Origin of the sequence: Algoriphagus persicinus, from assembly GCF_035156415.1 — a bacterium.
Lineage (GTDB): Bacteria > Bacteroidota > Bacteroidia > Cytophagales > Cyclobacteriaceae > Algoriphagus > Algoriphagus persicinus.
In genome coordinates this window covers 131,423-146,690 of the sequence record NZ_JAYEEY010000004.1, presented here as the reverse complement: position 1 = coordinate 146,690, position 15,268 = coordinate 131,423, and the positions used below count along the sequence as shown (strand labels likewise).

At 40.9% G+C, this 15,268-nt stretch carries 8 protein-coding genes; 4 read left to right on the top strand and 4 right to left on the bottom strand.

The window, feature by feature from the left end; genetic code table 11:
* Position 1 precedes the first annotated feature (1 nt).
* Positions 2-1,456 carry a Dyp-type peroxidase gene (locus tag U3A58_RS04905; protein ID WP_323822278.1) on the top strand — a complete coding sequence of 485 codons (1,455 nt, stop codon included), beginning with the start codon at positions 2-4 and terminating at the stop codon, positions 1,454-1,456.
* 13 nt (positions 1,457-1,469) lie between these two features.
* Here U3A58_RS04905 and U3A58_RS04900 read toward each other — a convergent pair whose 3' ends face one another.
* The gene (locus U3A58_RS04900) at positions 1,470-3,035 is read right to left on the bottom strand and encodes an SRPBCC family protein (RefSeq protein ID WP_323822277.1); all 1,566 of its coding nucleotides are present in this window, start codon (positions 3,033-3,035) and stop codon (positions 1,470-1,472) included.
* A gap of 200 nt (positions 3,036-3,235) precedes the next feature.
* Here U3A58_RS04900 and U3A58_RS04895 point away from each other — a divergent pair, with 200 nt between their 5' ends.
* Together U3A58_RS04895 and U3A58_RS04890 are read left to right on the top strand one after the other, a co-directional pair.
* Entirely contained in the window at positions 3,236-3,382 is a 147-nt protein-coding gene (locus U3A58_RS04895) for a hypothetical protein (RefSeq protein ID WP_323822276.1), read from the top strand.
* The gene (locus U3A58_RS04890) at positions 3,354-8,483 is read left to right on the top strand and encodes an adenylate/guanylate cyclase domain-containing protein (RefSeq protein ID WP_323822275.1); all 5,130 of its coding nucleotides are present in this window, start codon (positions 3,354-3,356) and stop codon (positions 8,481-8,483) included. The genes U3A58_RS04895 and U3A58_RS04890 overlap by 29 nt, the downstream gene beginning before the upstream one ends.
* A 110-nt stretch (positions 8,484-8,593) precedes the next feature.
* Here U3A58_RS04890 and U3A58_RS04885 read toward each other — a convergent pair whose 3' ends face one another.
* Positions 8,594-9,940, bottom strand: coding sequence for a DUF2254 domain-containing protein (locus U3A58_RS04885; protein WP_323822274.1), 1,347 nt, complete (start codon positions 9,938-9,940; stop codon positions 8,594-8,596).
* A 303-nt stretch (positions 9,941-10,243) separates the two neighbouring features.
* On the opposite strand from U3A58_RS04885, the gene U3A58_RS04880 reads away from it, so the two are divergent.
* Positions 10,244-11,326, top strand: coding sequence for a glycoside hydrolase family protein (locus tag U3A58_RS04880; RefSeq protein WP_323822273.1), 1,083 nt, complete (start codon positions 10,244-10,246; stop codon positions 11,324-11,326).
* Positions 11,327-11,525: 199 nt separating this feature from the next.
* Here the strand turns inward: U3A58_RS04880 and U3A58_RS04875 are convergent, their stop codons facing one another.
* Together U3A58_RS04875 and U3A58_RS04870 are read right to left on the bottom strand one after the other, a co-directional pair.
* Positions 11,526-12,986 carry a nucleoside hydrolase-like domain-containing protein gene (locus U3A58_RS04875; RefSeq protein WP_323822272.1) on the bottom strand — a complete coding sequence of 487 codons (1,461 nt, stop codon included), beginning with the start codon at positions 12,984-12,986 and terminating at the stop codon, positions 11,526-11,528.
* A gap of 401 nt (positions 12,987-13,387) precedes the next feature.
* Positions 13,388-14,914, bottom strand: coding sequence for a potassium channel family protein (locus tag U3A58_RS04870; RefSeq protein ID WP_323822271.1), 1,527 nt, complete (start codon positions 14,912-14,914; stop codon positions 13,388-13,390).
* Positions 14,915-15,268 lie beyond the last annotated feature (354 nt).

Below are 15,268 nucleotides of genomic sequence, written 5' to 3'. Positions count from 1 at the left end.
TATGACAATGCTAGAACTGGAAAATATCCAAGGTTACCTTATCCGAGGATATGCGCACATGTTATACTCAAGGTTTGTTTACCTGGAGATTTCTGATGCGATTGCTGCCAAAAAATGGCTGTCGAAGTCTTGGATGGAGATGACTTCTGCTCGCCATATCTCTGATAAATCAAAAATCCCATCTACTCACTTGAATATTGCATTTACGCACCATGGACTCGGAGCTCTTGGGCTTAATGAGGAGAATTTAGCTGCATTTTCTCCGGAATTTCGCCAAGGAATGGTCTCTGATCACCGGACCAGACTTCTAGGGGATTTTGGCAGCAGTAGTCCTGAATTATGGGATTGGGGAGGCCCTCGTACTGATCACATTCATGTATGTCTGATGATATTTGGAAATGATAAGACATCAACGGATGATCTGGAAAAAGATAAAGTTGTATGTCTTAATTATTACGATGAGCTAGCGTCGCAGTTTGATGCAAATGGGCTGACTGAATTGTTTTTTATCGATGGTCAAACTCAGCCCGATAATAAAGAACATTTTGGATTTAGAGATGGGATATCCCAGCCCATTATCGAAGGATCAGGAAGAGTGGGGAACAAGGATGATGTCATCAAAACCGGAGAGTTTTTGTTTGGCTACAAAAATGAGTTCGGCGTTTATCCGGATACACCTTTGATCGTCAAGGAGCAAGGTGACTTAAACTTGCTTCCTCCTGATGCAGGAGGAAGCGGACAGAAGGATATTGGAAAGGATGGGACTTTTATGGTAATGCGCCAATTGGAGCAGGATGTCAACAAGTTCTGGAGTTTTATGAATGATAATACCAAAAATTCAGACGGCTCAATCAATGAGGCAGAAAGCTTGAAGTTAGGGGCAAAAATGATGGGGAGATGGCAAAATGGAGCTCCCATCACACTTTTTCCAGATAAGGACCCAGGACCTTTTAGTGATATCAATGATTTTGGCTATTCTAAATTCGATAAAGACGGATTAAAATGCCCCTTTGGTTCCCACTTGAGAAGAATGAACCCAAGGGATAATGTCGATGATCATGGCGGCAAAGATTCTCTAAAACTTAGTAAACAGCACCGAATAATCAGGCGTGCGCGTCTTTATGGAGAGATCTATGAAGGATCTCCCACGAACAGAATGCCAATTGGCGAGGTGGGCTTATTGTTTATTTGCTTTAATGCAGATATCAGCCGACAATATGAATTTCTCCAATATACCTGGGCCAACCTTCCGAAAAATAAGGAACTCTATAATGATCCAGATCCTGTAATCGGAGTGAAAGAGACAACTGATCTCGGAGAGGAACAGAACTTCACGCTGCAAGATCTGCCAGTGAGCAAAACTATCAAGGACTTACCAAGAGTAATCACCGTGAAAGGAGGAGCCTATTTCTTCTTTCCTTCGATAAATGTGCTCCGCTATCTATCCACTATTTAAGTCAGTTCGCTAGTTATTCCTCCAAAAAAGCTTTTGCATTATTTAACCCATTTTGAAGGTATTTTTTCAGAAAAAGGGGGACGAAAAGTGACAGGAAGATTCGTGACAGCAGGTTTTTGTAAGTAAAAGTATAGACCCAGCGAAGTCTAGTCTGATCATCGACGGTGTCAAACCACATGTGTCCGTAGGTTTTAGTGGTGAAATGCTTGAAAATATCACTGAATTCCGTGGTCTGGTAAGAATAATTAGAATGAGGGTGTACAGATATGAGTTCTTCTACTAAAGTCGCCGAGTCGCCTCTTTCTACCAGCCTATTGTCCCCGACCTTTTCCCAGTGCCCGCGCAACGTACTTACTTTTATTACCCCATAAATAGGCCCGGTCTTCAATAGCCAACTCGAAAGCTCATTGACACTAGACACGAATTTGTAGGCTTTGTCTTTGTCGCAATTGACCACCACTTCTGCCGTAGTAAAAAGGATGTGTTTTGAAGGGACTTGTTGATCTATAGTGACATGCCTATTTGGTATACGTATGTCCTTTAAGAAGTCAGGAGAGTCTTTTGGCTCAATGTTGGGTAGTTTGTTTTTGTCGTGTCGGAATTTTGCCATGGCTTCGTACACTCTTCTCCGTACTCTATTAAATGCACCTAACGGCCTGTGCACAGGGAGCGAGTGCCAGGGGTTAAAGGATAGATTGTCACCAAATTCGATTTGGGCATTCGAATCAAACACCTGTGCGTGAATCGTCAGTGTGGCGACTTTGATGTATTGGGAGCTCCATGCCACCGTAGGATCTTCTATGGGCATTGCCTCCGCATCAGTTTGGAACTGTACGAAAAAATCAAACTTAGCCTCATTATCATGCAACGTTTGGGCAAGATTATACCTTAGATAATTATAATCAGTGGTGTTTTCCACCACGATAGTGTTACTGGGAGAAGGGCGTAGATGATATTTGACAGCAGAATCTATAGTACCAAACTGATAGGGCTGGGTACTCCAGTAGGGGATGTCTAGCGGATTCTTACACGCGACCTTACTTTTAGTTGCCCGTAGTATGATAGGCCAAAGCAAGGGGTTTAGAAAAAAGAGTTTACTTTTTATAAAATTCGCTGAAGTCATAGCCTTCAGAAGTTTACTCAATTCTTTGATTGTTTTTGCGAAGAATGTTTCGCTGCTCATCAGTAGGAAGTCTTGAGTTTCAGCGAGGAGTTCGTCTTCCAATATTTTTTCTCCGGGTACGCCAAGGAGTTTGATGGCTACTCCTCGAATGTCCTTTTTCTTATCTTTTTGCGGTTTAGTATTGCCATTAGAGAAGCGAACCCAAGCGTGATAATCTTTTGGTTCCCCGGCAAATACGCCCACTTTTAATTTCTCCGGCAAATCTTTTACTACAGCAAAAGTAGCTTTTACGCAGCCATGCATTTTGGTATGAACCTGCCGAAGCATTTTTTTGTCTTTGTAGATTCTGGTGACTTGGGCTTCGAATTCCTGAAGTAAGTCATAGGCAATACGATCTTCATCTTCCTGCACATATTCATGCCCCGTTTTTTTGGGAGTTTCGGTTGGGTTTGACATGTTGTTCTATAAAATGAGTTGAAAAAAACTTTAAAAATCTAGTGGAATGTAATTAAAAAAATGAGGAAGCTGATGCAGTTTGAAATTTTATTTTGTGTTTTAAATATTGAATATTGTATTAAATTTAGTGAAATAGGTCTTCCGAAAATCCATTTTAGGAGGTTAATCCATGTACTTGGCAGCCAAAATACTCCTTTTTGATGAAATCGAGCATGACTCAAGTGTCACACAGAGGGATGATTATCAAATATGCAAGATTCTCCCGATCCGCCGCGGCGGACGGGACAGGCTATGTGACCAATAAAATCTATAAAACACATGAAATGGCAACTAATGTATTCAGCTAATGATTCTGTCACCCAGAATTCAAGATCAGCGTTGAGTACTAGTTTTGTCACTAAAAAAATCTCCCTTTCTACACTGTCCCAGATAGAAACCTTAAAAGCTAACAATGAAGCTTCCTTTGCGGGTATATCCATCCCTGGTTTTAGAAATGTTTTGGATATTGACAACAATGGTACAGAGCTTAGTTTAAAGCTTCAGTTTATAAAAGGCAAAACATTAAAAGAACATATTTTAAAGCAGCGAAGTTTAGTTGAGAAAATGAAAATTTGCGTAGCCATCGCAAAAAAGCTCGCAGAAATTCACCGAAAAGAATTTGTTCACCTTAATCTCAACCCCGACCACATCTTATTCGAGGCTGATACCAATGAGGTATTTTTCATAAGCCTGGGGCTAGCTACCCGGATCAAAAGGAAGATTGGCATTGAAAGAAGGTTGGCTTTTTTTGAAGCGGACTACGATTTTATTGCTCCTGAGCAAACAGGCCGAATCAGCACCGAAATCGGCTTTTACACAGATATATACACGCTGGGAATTGTTTTTTATTGGGTATTAACGCAGCAATTACCCTTTCAATCTAAGGAAGGCGTATCAAAAATCCATGCTCATATTGCCTTAACGCCAAAGCATCCTTCAGAATTTTCAGCAATCCCGAAGGTTTTGTCGGATATGATCATGAAAATGATTGAGAAGGATATCCAAAACAGGTATCATTCCGCTAAAGGAGTTTTGTATGATTTGGAAATGATTTTATACTCCCTTCAAAAGGACATTGATATTGAGGGTTTCTTACTGGGGACTCAGGATTCTTCTGGATTGCTAATATTTTCGGATCAACTTTATGCCAGAGAAGTACAGATCAAACAACTGAGGGAAGCTTTCGCTAGAGCTACTAAAAATGACAAAAACTTGGTCTATGTCTATGGTAATTCTGGAGTGGGGAAATCCGCTTTGGTGGAGCGCATGTATAGACCAGTAGTTCAGGCAGGAGGATTTTTTATTTCAGGCAAGTTTGATCAACTCCGAGCAGATGTTCCCTATTCTGCTTTTTCGCAAGCTTTGGGAAAGCTGGTAAATCAGATTTTGTTATTAAATGAAAGTGAACTGAATAAATGGAAGGCAAAACTCCATAATTTATTGATGCCTATTGGGAGGGTCTTGTTTGAGATTATTCCCGGTCTGGACAAATTGCTGGATAACGAGCCTGAAATCCCAAATTTGACCGGGGCAGAAGCCCAGATGCGCTTCAATTACGCGCTCAATAAGTTTTTCAAAGTTTTCTCTGAATTGGGAAAGCCAGTTTTTATTTTTATTGATGATCTCCAGTGGTCTGATGTCTCTTCCCTTGATTTGATGAAGACTATTCTCGTCAATGAAGAGCTCAATAATATATTAATCGTAGGCGCATATAGGGATAATGAAATTACGCCGGGGCATTTATTTCTTCAATTTCAAATGGAGCTGGAGGAACTGGGGATTCAGCCTGAAGAGATTTTATTGGAAAACTTAAAGGAAGAGGACGTCAAACTTTTGGTTTCAAATGTTCTAGGAAGATCTAACAGGTCCTTAGACGAATTAGCAAGTATTGTTTTCAAAAAATCAGTGGGCAACGCCCTGTTTGCCAATCAGTTTTTAAAAGCAATTTACAAGAATGAGATGTTGTTTTTTGACAGCGAGGAAGGCTCTTGGAATTGGGATTTAAACAAGCTGATCAGCTACAATGTGGAAGGAGATATCGTCAATTTGTTTCTAGAGACAATCAATGAACTTCCCGCAGATACCATTGCTATTCTCAAGCTGGCATCCTGTATAGGCAATAAATTCTACTTGCAGGATTTGGTGACTATCTCAGCACAAGAAAAAGTGAAAACAACCCAGGATTTTAATCTTGCCTTAGATTTAGATCTCGTCATTGAAAGCTTGGATGGTAGTTTTTATTTTGTGCATGATCGGGTGCAGCAGGCTATCTATTCGTTGATAGATGAGAAGGATAAAAAGGAAAATCATCTTAAAGTCGGCCGTACCCTTCTGAAAACCAGCCAAGAAAAGGGGCCAAGGGAAGGGATTTTTGAGCTAGTGAATCAGTACAATTTTGGTAAGGAATTAATCTCAGATCCTCAAGAAATCAAAAAACTTTGCGAGCTAAACAGTATTGCAGGCGAACGAGCTCAGAGTTCTACAGCCTATGTACTGGCTATGCAGTATTTCGAAAACGCGGTTCAACTCCTCACTTCAGACTGTTGGGAAACGGATAGAGATTTCACCTACGATCTTTACCTCAAATCCGCCATAGCAGCCTATCAGTGTAACGATCAAACATTGTTTGGAATGTTCACCAAATTACTTGACGCCAGAGCCAAAAGCCCGCTGGACAAGCTGAAACTAGCCGATCTTAAAATACAAAATGCCAATGTTGAAAATGACCAAAAGCGAGTAATTGAGATAGGACTGGAGATACTTCGGTCTGTTGATATACATTTGAAGCGCCATCCTAGCCAATTGAATGTGCTTTTCGGGTTTGTACGGACTAACATACGATTAGCTTCTAATTCCGAGGATAAGATACTCCACCTGTCAGAGATCAAAGACGAGGAACTGCTTATAGCCATGTCCATCATGCATCATATGGCATTGGCGGCTTATCTCACTGAGCCCAATTTGCTTCCATTGATCATGTTTGAATTGATTCGGCTTACGCTGAAATTTGGATTGGGTCCCAAGACCCCTGTCGCGTTTGTAGTCTTTGGCTACATCAATATTGCTTTTATGGGCAATATGGCAAAAGGGCTGAGAATGGGGCAGTTGGGAAATAGCGTTTTTGAAATCATCCAAAACGAAGACGAGTTTGTCTCCTTCAAGCAAGTATATGTGATGTTTATTTCCCACTGGCTCAAACACCTAGCGGAAAGCATCCCCGAACTGGAAGAGGCATTGAAAAAAGGACTGGAGACTGGAGATTTTGAATTCACCTCCATTATTGGGCAGCTGATTATTTATTGGAATTTTTACGGAGGAGAGCCCATCCCAAAGATTTTGCAGCGGGGAGAATTGCTCAGCAAGCAAATCACTCCTCTGAATCAGATCATGCAAATCAAGCGAATTGATTTGTTTCGCCAGTCCGCTTTGAGTTTAGTGGAAGGAGTCAAAGATTTTGAGGTTTTGACTGGGGAGATTTTCGATGAGCAAAAAATTGAGTTCCCAGATATCCCAGCTTTTAGCTTGTATTTTCACAATCTGTACTCTCAAAAGAAGGTTCTAAGCCTGATTTTCAATCAAAATGAAACCGCTTGGAAGTTTTGCTGCATGGAGAAATTGCACCTCATTCCAGTAAAGGGTTCCATCACGGAGATGCTGTTCTTTTATTACGAAAACCTCTGTATTACCCCGATTTTTCACGCTAGATCTACTTCTGAGCAAAAGTCACTTTTGAAAATCTGTAGAAAGAATATTAAGCTGATCGGGGGGGTGGTGAAACATTCCGAAGTGAACTTCCAGCATCGCCATGAGTTTATGAAAGCAGAGTATGAAGCTCTAAAGGGTAATTTTGACAAAGCAATTAAATCATTCACCTACGCTATAAGGTATGCTAGAATACATAAATACATACAAGATGAAGCAATGATATGGGAGAGGGCGGGAACCTATTTCAATGCTCAGCAGCAACCCGAAGCGGCACAATTCTACCTATCGAATGCCTACAAATCCTATGAAAAATGGGGTGCAAAGGCCAAACTGGCACAGATGAAAGAGACCTATGCCGGAATTATTTCAGCAGAGGAAATTGGGCTGAATGCCAATATTCTCGACTTAGATACTATCCTGAAGACCATAAAGCTGATTTCCGGTGAAATGAAATTGGAGACAATTCTCACTGGCCTGATGCAGCTGGTGAGTGAAAACGCCGGAGCAGATCGGGCATTTCTTATTACAGTCGAAAAAGACAGTAAGCTGATCAAAGCTTCAATTGATAACTCCACCAATGAGATACAGGTACTTCAAAACATTCCTTACGATGAATTTGAAGAAGTCAGCCATTCTGTAATCAATTATGTGCTCAGGTCCGGGGAGACGCTTGTGCTGGAAGATGCCACCAAGACTTTGCCTTATTCGGATGAGGATTATATCAGTGAAAATAAAGTCAAATCGATTCTGTGTATTCCGCAGAAGCATTCCGGAGTAGGTTTTTCATTATTATACCTAGAAAATAGATTGCTTTCAGGGGCTTTTACAAAGGAGCGCATTGAAATCCTGCAAGTGATGGCTACACAGACTGCCATTTCACTCCAGAATGCCATGCTTTTGGAGAGCACAAATCAGCTCAATGAGAAATTGACACAGGAAGTAGAGGTGAGAAAGGAGATAGAGGAAAATCTGCGATTAAACGAAAAAAGGCTTGAGGAGTACAATGCCAATCTGGAGTCAAAGGTGAAAGAAAGAACTTTGGATCTTCAGATGGAGAAAGAGAAATCTGATGAGCTCTTGCTGAATATCCTGCCATTTAACATTGCCAGGGAATTGAAAGAGAAAGGTTCTGCGGAGTCCAAAAAGTATGAAAGTGTAACCGTAATATTTACTGATTTTAAGGGTTTTTCGATTATAGCAGAGCAGATGAATGCGGTTGAGCTCGTATCTGAAATTGATTTTTGCTTCAAAGAATTTGATCGTATTATCGAAAAGCATGGAATCGAAAAAATTAAAACCATAGGAGATTCCTATATGGCAGCAGGAGGAATTCCGGTAGAAAACACAACCCATCCTTTCGATGTAATCAACGCCGCTTTTGAAATACGGGATTTCATCGAAAATCATAAAGAAAAAGGCAGACTTGAAAACAAACCGATTTTCGAACTAAGGATAGGAATCCATACCGGAAATATTGTTGCCGGAATCGTGGGGCTGAATAAGTTTGCCTATGATATCTGGGGAGACACGGTAAACCTCGCTTCAAGAATGGAAAGTAGTAGTGAAGCAGGCAAAATCAATGTCTCCGGCGCCACTTACGAACTTGTTAAAGATCATTTTTCGTGTACTCACAGAGGAAAAGTACTTGCCAAAAATAAAGGGGAGGTGGATATGTATTTTGTGGAGAGGCTGAAAGTGAAATAGTCAATAATTGTTATTTGGTCCTTATAGCGTTTCATATGATTATAATTGTTTTTAATTGGTCATATGGAATCTCGCATGCTTTATAATCATCCCAGTGTGTGACGCTTGAGTCATGCTCGATTTCCTAAGTCTTTTAAGGATCTTAACTTAAGATTTAAAATCTTCTTTGCTCTTGACTTCAGATCTTCCAAGTCGTTTTTTTCTTGCATAGTTTGTTTTCCCATTCTATAAACCATCTCGGCATGTCGAACTAGAGCCTTTTTATGTGAATCTTCTTTGGTAAAGCCTTTAATTGAAATCAATGCCTCCATCAACCTAATAATTACTGAAGGACTTCCTCCAGAATACTGGCGGATTTGGTTGAAAGAAGCATCTAAAACACCCTCAAAATCCATTGTATCAGCAATGATTCGAAGATTTCCGTCGGAATCATAACGATATTTTGAGGGAAATTTTGCCTGAACCAAATAGGAAAGGGTCGCTGTCAAGTTATCGATACAAGCAATGGCAGTAAAGGGGTCATTGATTCCTGGAGAGATCGCTCGACAAGCTATTTCTACCATTTGATGGATGGAAAATTCCAAATCTTGCTGTGCAGTTTTGGTTTCACCTATTACAAAATTGCTGAGGATATTATCTATTTCTTTCTCTTCTATAATCCTATTTGAAAAAAACAATCCAATATCCATGTTCTTAATCAAGAAGGCACCGGGTCTGTAATTCAGTTCAAACAATACATCATATTTGGCAACGGCTTTCATCAAAGATTCTCCGTCGATATACTGCAAATAGCCATTTTCAGGTGATTTGACGGAAATTTGAACTTGATAATTTGATACTATCTTTTTAAAATCAACTTTTCCGTTTGATTCTTTTTCATCCCCCATCCGGTCAGGAAACAACGTTTCAACTTGGTTTGAGATGAAATTTGAAATATCCGAAACCACCTTGTCTGCCTGAATGCTAGTCGCTATTTGGTGAATAAATGTGATCAAGAGAATGATATTGACAATGGCGGCAAAAATGGCGATAAGGATAGAAATCGAGGGGATAAAGGTATAATCATCATTGCCTTTGATGGCAATTAAAACAATCAGACAATAGAGATAAGTAGAGATATACGAACCCAACACAACCTGATTGAGCCGGACATACATGAATTTTTTGATCAGTCTGGGTCCAAATTGAGAGGAGGCAAGAGTCAATGCGACCAACGTAACGGAGAACACTGTTCCTGCCACGCCTATCATAGCACCTGATATGGTAGAGAGGATAGTCCGGGCAGAATCCGAACTGTTGACCACAAAAAACCGAAACCAACCGTCCTGCGAAATACTGACTGTGTTATCTAAATAGACTGATCCCACAGCAAGGAGAATGGAAGAAATCAGGATTGATACCGGCAAAAACCAAAATGTCGCCGATAGCTCTTTCCAGAAAAACAGTATTTTTTTCATGTGTTTATAATTTGTTTTTTTAAGGTCACATGGAATCTCGCAAGTTAAATAATCCCAGTGTGTGACGCTTGAGTCATGCTCGATTTTATCTGTTTATAATTGATTTTTATTGGTAATATAGCCTGTTCCGTCCGCCGCGGCGGATCGGGAGTATCTCGCAAGTTAAATCATCTCTGTCTGTTGCTTGCTTCATGCTCGATTTCTCATGAATGTCACTACCTGGATAGGAGTCTTGGGTTTTCAAGACTTTATCTATTACTTCCATATCTTACAATCCAACTATTCCCAAAATCCCTAAATATCATGAGAAATGCATTTCTGTGTCTTTTGATTCTTAACATTTTTTCCTGTAAATCTTCTTCCTCTCAGGAACCTTCTAAAGAATTTATCAAAGGTGTCTATGGCAATCCAGCAACTCTGTTGAAAGCCGGATATTCCTTTGACTCCTTAGGAATGAATGCCGTTTTTGTGAGGAGTGGATCGCTCAATCGTGAGATTTATGAGACTTCCAAAAATCAGGGGGTCAAAATTTTTGTGGAGTTCGCTACTTTGAATGGGAAGGAATATTTGACTGATCATCCTGACGCTTGGCCAATTGACGAAAAAGGCGAAAAATCACCTCCCGCGGATTGGTTTATGGGGATTTGTCCAACCCATCATGGGTTCAAAGAATATCGGTCTGAGGAATTGAAAGAAATCCTGGACAATTATACCGTAGATGGCATTTTTCTGGATTACGTACATTGGCATGCTCAGTTTGAGACCACTGAGCCAATTTTACCTGAGACCTGTTTTTGCGATCGATGTACAGAAACTTTTGCATTGAGCATCGATACGGCGATACCGGGTGAAACTATTCCGGAACGGGCAGCATGGATTCTGAAAAATATCGATCCTCAGTGGAGAAAATGGAGAGTGGATGTGCTTAATGGATGGGTGGAGGATATGGGGGGAATCCTGAAATCCCGGCAGCCTTCGGCGAAGTTAGGCGTGTTTCATTGTGCCTGGTATCCCACCGATTATGATTCAGCTTTGTACAGAACGATGGGCTTGGATCCTGTCGCCCTGGCCGAACGAGTAGATGTGTTAGCTCCCATGCTTTTTCATCACATGAAAGGAAGACCGACAAGCTGGGTAGGGGAGTATGTGACTTGGCTTGGGCAGACACTGGAAGTAGAAAAAAAGGGAAGTCCGCAAATCTGGCCAATCGTCCAATCTCATAATAATCCGGGAATTGTCAGCCCTGAGGAGTTTCGCGAGGTGATGATCCAAGGCTCAAAGTTCCCTGCTACAGGAATTATGATGTTTTCAGATCAATCACTACTGGACGATCAGGATAAAATCCGCGTGATGAAGGAGCTATATTCTAAGGATAGGCCCAAATGAGATTGATTTTTCACTTCAATTTCTCATGCAATGGAGAAAGGGTGAAATTTAGGTGTCACTCCCAGTTCACATACTTCCGACAGTTATGCTTCTCCTTGAAGGCCAAGACTTCCTGAGTTTTTAATTTGATAAGGAATTTTCATTCGATTTTAGAAGATGAAGCCGTCAGGGAATAATTTTATGTAAATAAATGCGGACATTATCGATTTTCTTCCGCAGTAATGATCCCTCTTCTGTAACTGGTCAGGTTCGGCGTACCAGTATCAATTACTTCCAATATCACATGGATTTCTTTATTACCTATATCCTTGGGTATTTTAATTCTTTGCTTTTCCCCGTTCGCTTCCAGTTCCAATGCTATCTCACCTCCATACGTTCCAGCCTCTTTGTAAATAAACCAATGATAATTCAATACCTCATTATCAGGATCTTTTGAATCCGAGGCATCCAAGTTCACCATAGTTCCAGGTTTCCCTTTTATTTTCAAGATCTCGGCACTTTTGTCATTGTTTAGTATGGCGATGGGTTCGTGATTTACGGCTGTGGGGGATTTTTTGCTGTACTGAAGCCGGTTCAGAAAAGAATTTTTTGCAGCGGGAATCCATCTTTCCAATGCTTCCTCTCGGTCTATTCCGCAGGTATGGAAATAATTTTCGGGAAACCCTTTACCCATTTCTTCAAATCTGCTGCCCCAACTTCCTTGTGTGGGGGACAGGGGGTCGTTCAAGCCCAATGTTGCACTTATTAGATAAAGGAATGCCGGCGTATCGCCCTCACCTCCATGATCGTAAAGGGCAGACATGGGGCCATGACCGTTTACTTCTTGTTGAGTCATCACGGTAAGGTATTTCCAAAAATGACCTCCATCATACAACATCCATCCCGGTTGGTACCTTTCTCCCTCGTAACTGGAAGTAACTGTCCCCATGTTTAGGCATTTCGATTCTTGGATTTTATCCAAGTCTATCATAAAATCAAAAGTAATATCCTGAAGAAGGATGCCGTAAACATGTAATTTTCCCATGAGATTTTTGAGCTCCTGCTCACCATGTTTTTCCCCAAAGCGGTAGAGTGACTGCACAAAAGTGATCGGTCCGCCCCAAGCTTGAACAAAAATTGGCCTGTCATCATCTTTCTCAAAGACAGTGACTAGGAAATCGCTTCCATCAGAATCTTTTGATTCACCATTGGGGTTTTCCCCCTCTCCAATCCAGTCAGAAAACCGAATTTCTCCCCACTCGGATTCCACGTATCTGCCTGCTATCTCATCGGAGAATTTTTTTTCATTGGTCAACCAAATAATCGGAAGCGCGCCACGGCCTGATTTTGTGACTGCATGAAGTTCATCAAAAGTGGGATATCCCTTATGATGCTGGCTTATTTGTCCATATTCCTCTCCATATGCAGCAAGAATACTTTGAATCTTTTGCCAAGGCTCAGTTTGATTATAATTATAGTCGGGAAGTTGCTGGGTTACTATGATGGCCTCCGTATCGAAAAGATGTCCATAATATAGGTACCGTACCAAAGAGTTACCGTCATCATGAGTCATGTCGGTTAGGATCACCGTTCTGAATTTCTCCTGCGCGGTGGCATCGGTAGCAAAGATGAAATATAGAATAGTAGCTATTGAGAAAACTGACCATTTATAATTCTTCATTGGTTTGGGAGCGAATTGAAATATTGAAGTATTTATGAATTTTATTAGTATCAGGCTTATTTCCCAAAAGCTTACAGCACTAATGAAAATATCACTTTCCCCATTAAGTAGGATTTCCTTTACGGTTTTGCTGATTTTTTCATGCTTGTAGGCCAACCGTAAGATGACATGTGTATCTAACAAATACCTCACAGACCCATTTCCGCAAGTTCTTCATCGGATCATTGGAGAGCCTCTTTTTTGATGGTAACTTCTTTTGTATCAAAGTACAAGTAAGTTAACAACTTGTCAAGAAAAATTCGACTTCTAGGGAGTTGTATTTCTGAGACGGGTGCAGTCTAGCCTCCGCGTTCCATTCTTTGCCAAGGGGATTTCTCTACTATTTGCTCGGCAAGAGCTGCCTAATCCGACTCATAGATCTGAAAGAATTGATTTTCTGCTTCGACCGTGCCTATCAATATAATTTCATTGTCTTTGGACAAAACCGTCGATGGATCAGGATTGATATTCATTTCCTCGCCGGAACGAATAGCGATAATGGTGCAGCCTGTTTCTTGGCGGATGGATGTTTCTTTGATTTGTTTTCCAATGAGTTGCTTGGGGATTTTCACTTTGATCAGGTCAAGTCCCTCAGCCACCATCAGAATATCACTTCTTTGAAGCAAATTCAGAATGGTATTGGCACCGAGTGAAGCATAAGAAATCACAAAATCGGAACCTGCCCGGTGCATATTTCCCAGACTCCTTTCGGAAGTAGCTCGGGTAATAATTTGGATATCAGGCCGGATTAATCGGCAGTAAATGGTAAGATATACATTGACATCGTCATCATGGGTGGTGATGATGACACACTTCGAATCCATAATCCCCGCTTTTTGCAGGACTTCCATATCTGAAGCATCTCCTACAATCGAATTTTTCACATATTTAACCCGAGTCGGATCCTTTTCAACAATCCGGTATTCCATGTTTCGTGAAGACAATGCTCTCGCGGTAGCCCTACCAACCCTGCCTGCTCCTAAAATCAAAACAGGGGCTTTTAGCTCTCTTTTTACACCAAAAGTCTTGTTGTACAATTCGATATCATGTTCGGATCCTGCCAATACCAAAACAGTACTTGGGGAAATGATCGTATCCGGTCTCGCAGTCTGGAAGTTTCCCCGTTCCCAAATTCCGACCACACTTACGCCAACTTTTTGCCGCAATGCCGTTTCTTTTAAGGTAAGTCCAATTAAAGAAGATCCGGTAACGAATGTTTCTGCAATCTGTAAATCCCCAAAACGCCCAACCACATGTGTACAGGCATCTCCCGCATTGGCTCGTCTCGAAAGAATTAAACCAAGTGTTTCTCCCAACTGAATCACATTATTACTTCCTGCCAGCTCCAATATGTCCACTGCCTCTTTGGTATTTGCAGTGGATATGATGGTCACTTCTTTGTTGATTCCTCTTACAGTAAAAGCAACATTGGTATTGAGAATGTCGGACTCGGTGGTCGCAACCAAAGCAGCTTTTTCAACCCTGGCATTCCTGTAGGTCTGCGGATCTACCAAATCTCCCAACATGACGTTTACCCCTAATTCTTTCAACCGCAGTCCTTCAGCAAGGTCATTTACTAAAACATAGTATTGGTATTTAAACCGATCTAGCTTTTTAATTAGCGCTTCTGTCACTGGGCCATATCTAGTTAAAATGATGTGTCCTTGGGTGTTTTTTGGGAGTTCTCTGGGAACGCGGGCTTGTTCCTGTGCTTTCATCCAAGGGGAATAAAAGAAATTGATAAAAGTAAATGGGAATAAAACCAACAAAAACAACATCCCCGAAAGCAGGACTACGATCGAAAATAGTCGACCCAATTCACTATGGAAAGTGATATCTCCAAATCCAAGGGTGGACATCACCGTAAGGGTCCAATAGAATCCTGTCAACCAGGAAAAGGATTGTCCCTCTCACAGCATCAAGAGATGAAAAATAACAGAAAAAACCGAAATCATCCCCACTAGGATCAGCAGGAAATTAAACAATAACCTGAGGTTTTTACGGTCTGGTTTACTCTGCAAAAAAAATGTCATCTGTGAGGTAAGAAATTTCATTCCATTTTCAGGTTTAATCTGGGTTAGATATTAGGCTGAAATAAATTAACGGAATAATTTAGTCTTCCAGTAATTAAATATGAATTCAAAGGCATAATCTAATGATGTCTGGCTGATTTTATCAGGTGACCCCAGATCACCTTTGGAATGAAATAAAATCCTGTGGGTGGACACTAAATCCTGTGTTGG

Bases quoted from the DNA above. Each gene is read 5' to 3' on its own strand.
- U3A58_RS04905 (WP_323822278.1), top strand. From the start codon at position 2: ATGACAATGCTAGAACTGGAAAATATCCAAGGTTACCTTATCCGAGGA.
- U3A58_RS04900 (WP_323822277.1), bottom strand. From the start codon at position 3,035: ATGTCAAACCCAACCGAAACTCCCAAAAAAACGGGGCATGAATATGTG.
- U3A58_RS04895 (WP_323822276.1), top strand. From the start codon at position 3,236: ATGAAATCGAGCATGACTCAAGTGTCACACAGAGGGATGATTATCAAA.
- U3A58_RS04890 (WP_323822275.1), top strand. From the start codon at position 3,354: ATGAAATGGCAACTAATGTATTCAGCTAATGATTCTGTCACCCAGAAT.
- U3A58_RS04885 (WP_323822274.1), bottom strand. From the start codon at position 9,940: ATGAAAAAAATACTGTTTTTCTGGAAAGAGCTATCGGCGACATTTTGG.
- U3A58_RS04880 (WP_323822273.1), top strand. From the start codon at position 10,244: ATGAGAAATGCATTTCTGTGTCTTTTGATTCTTAACATTTTTTCCTGT.
- U3A58_RS04875 (WP_323822272.1), bottom strand. From the start codon at position 12,986: ATGAAGAATTATAAATGGTCAGTTTTCTCAATAGCTACTATTCTATAT.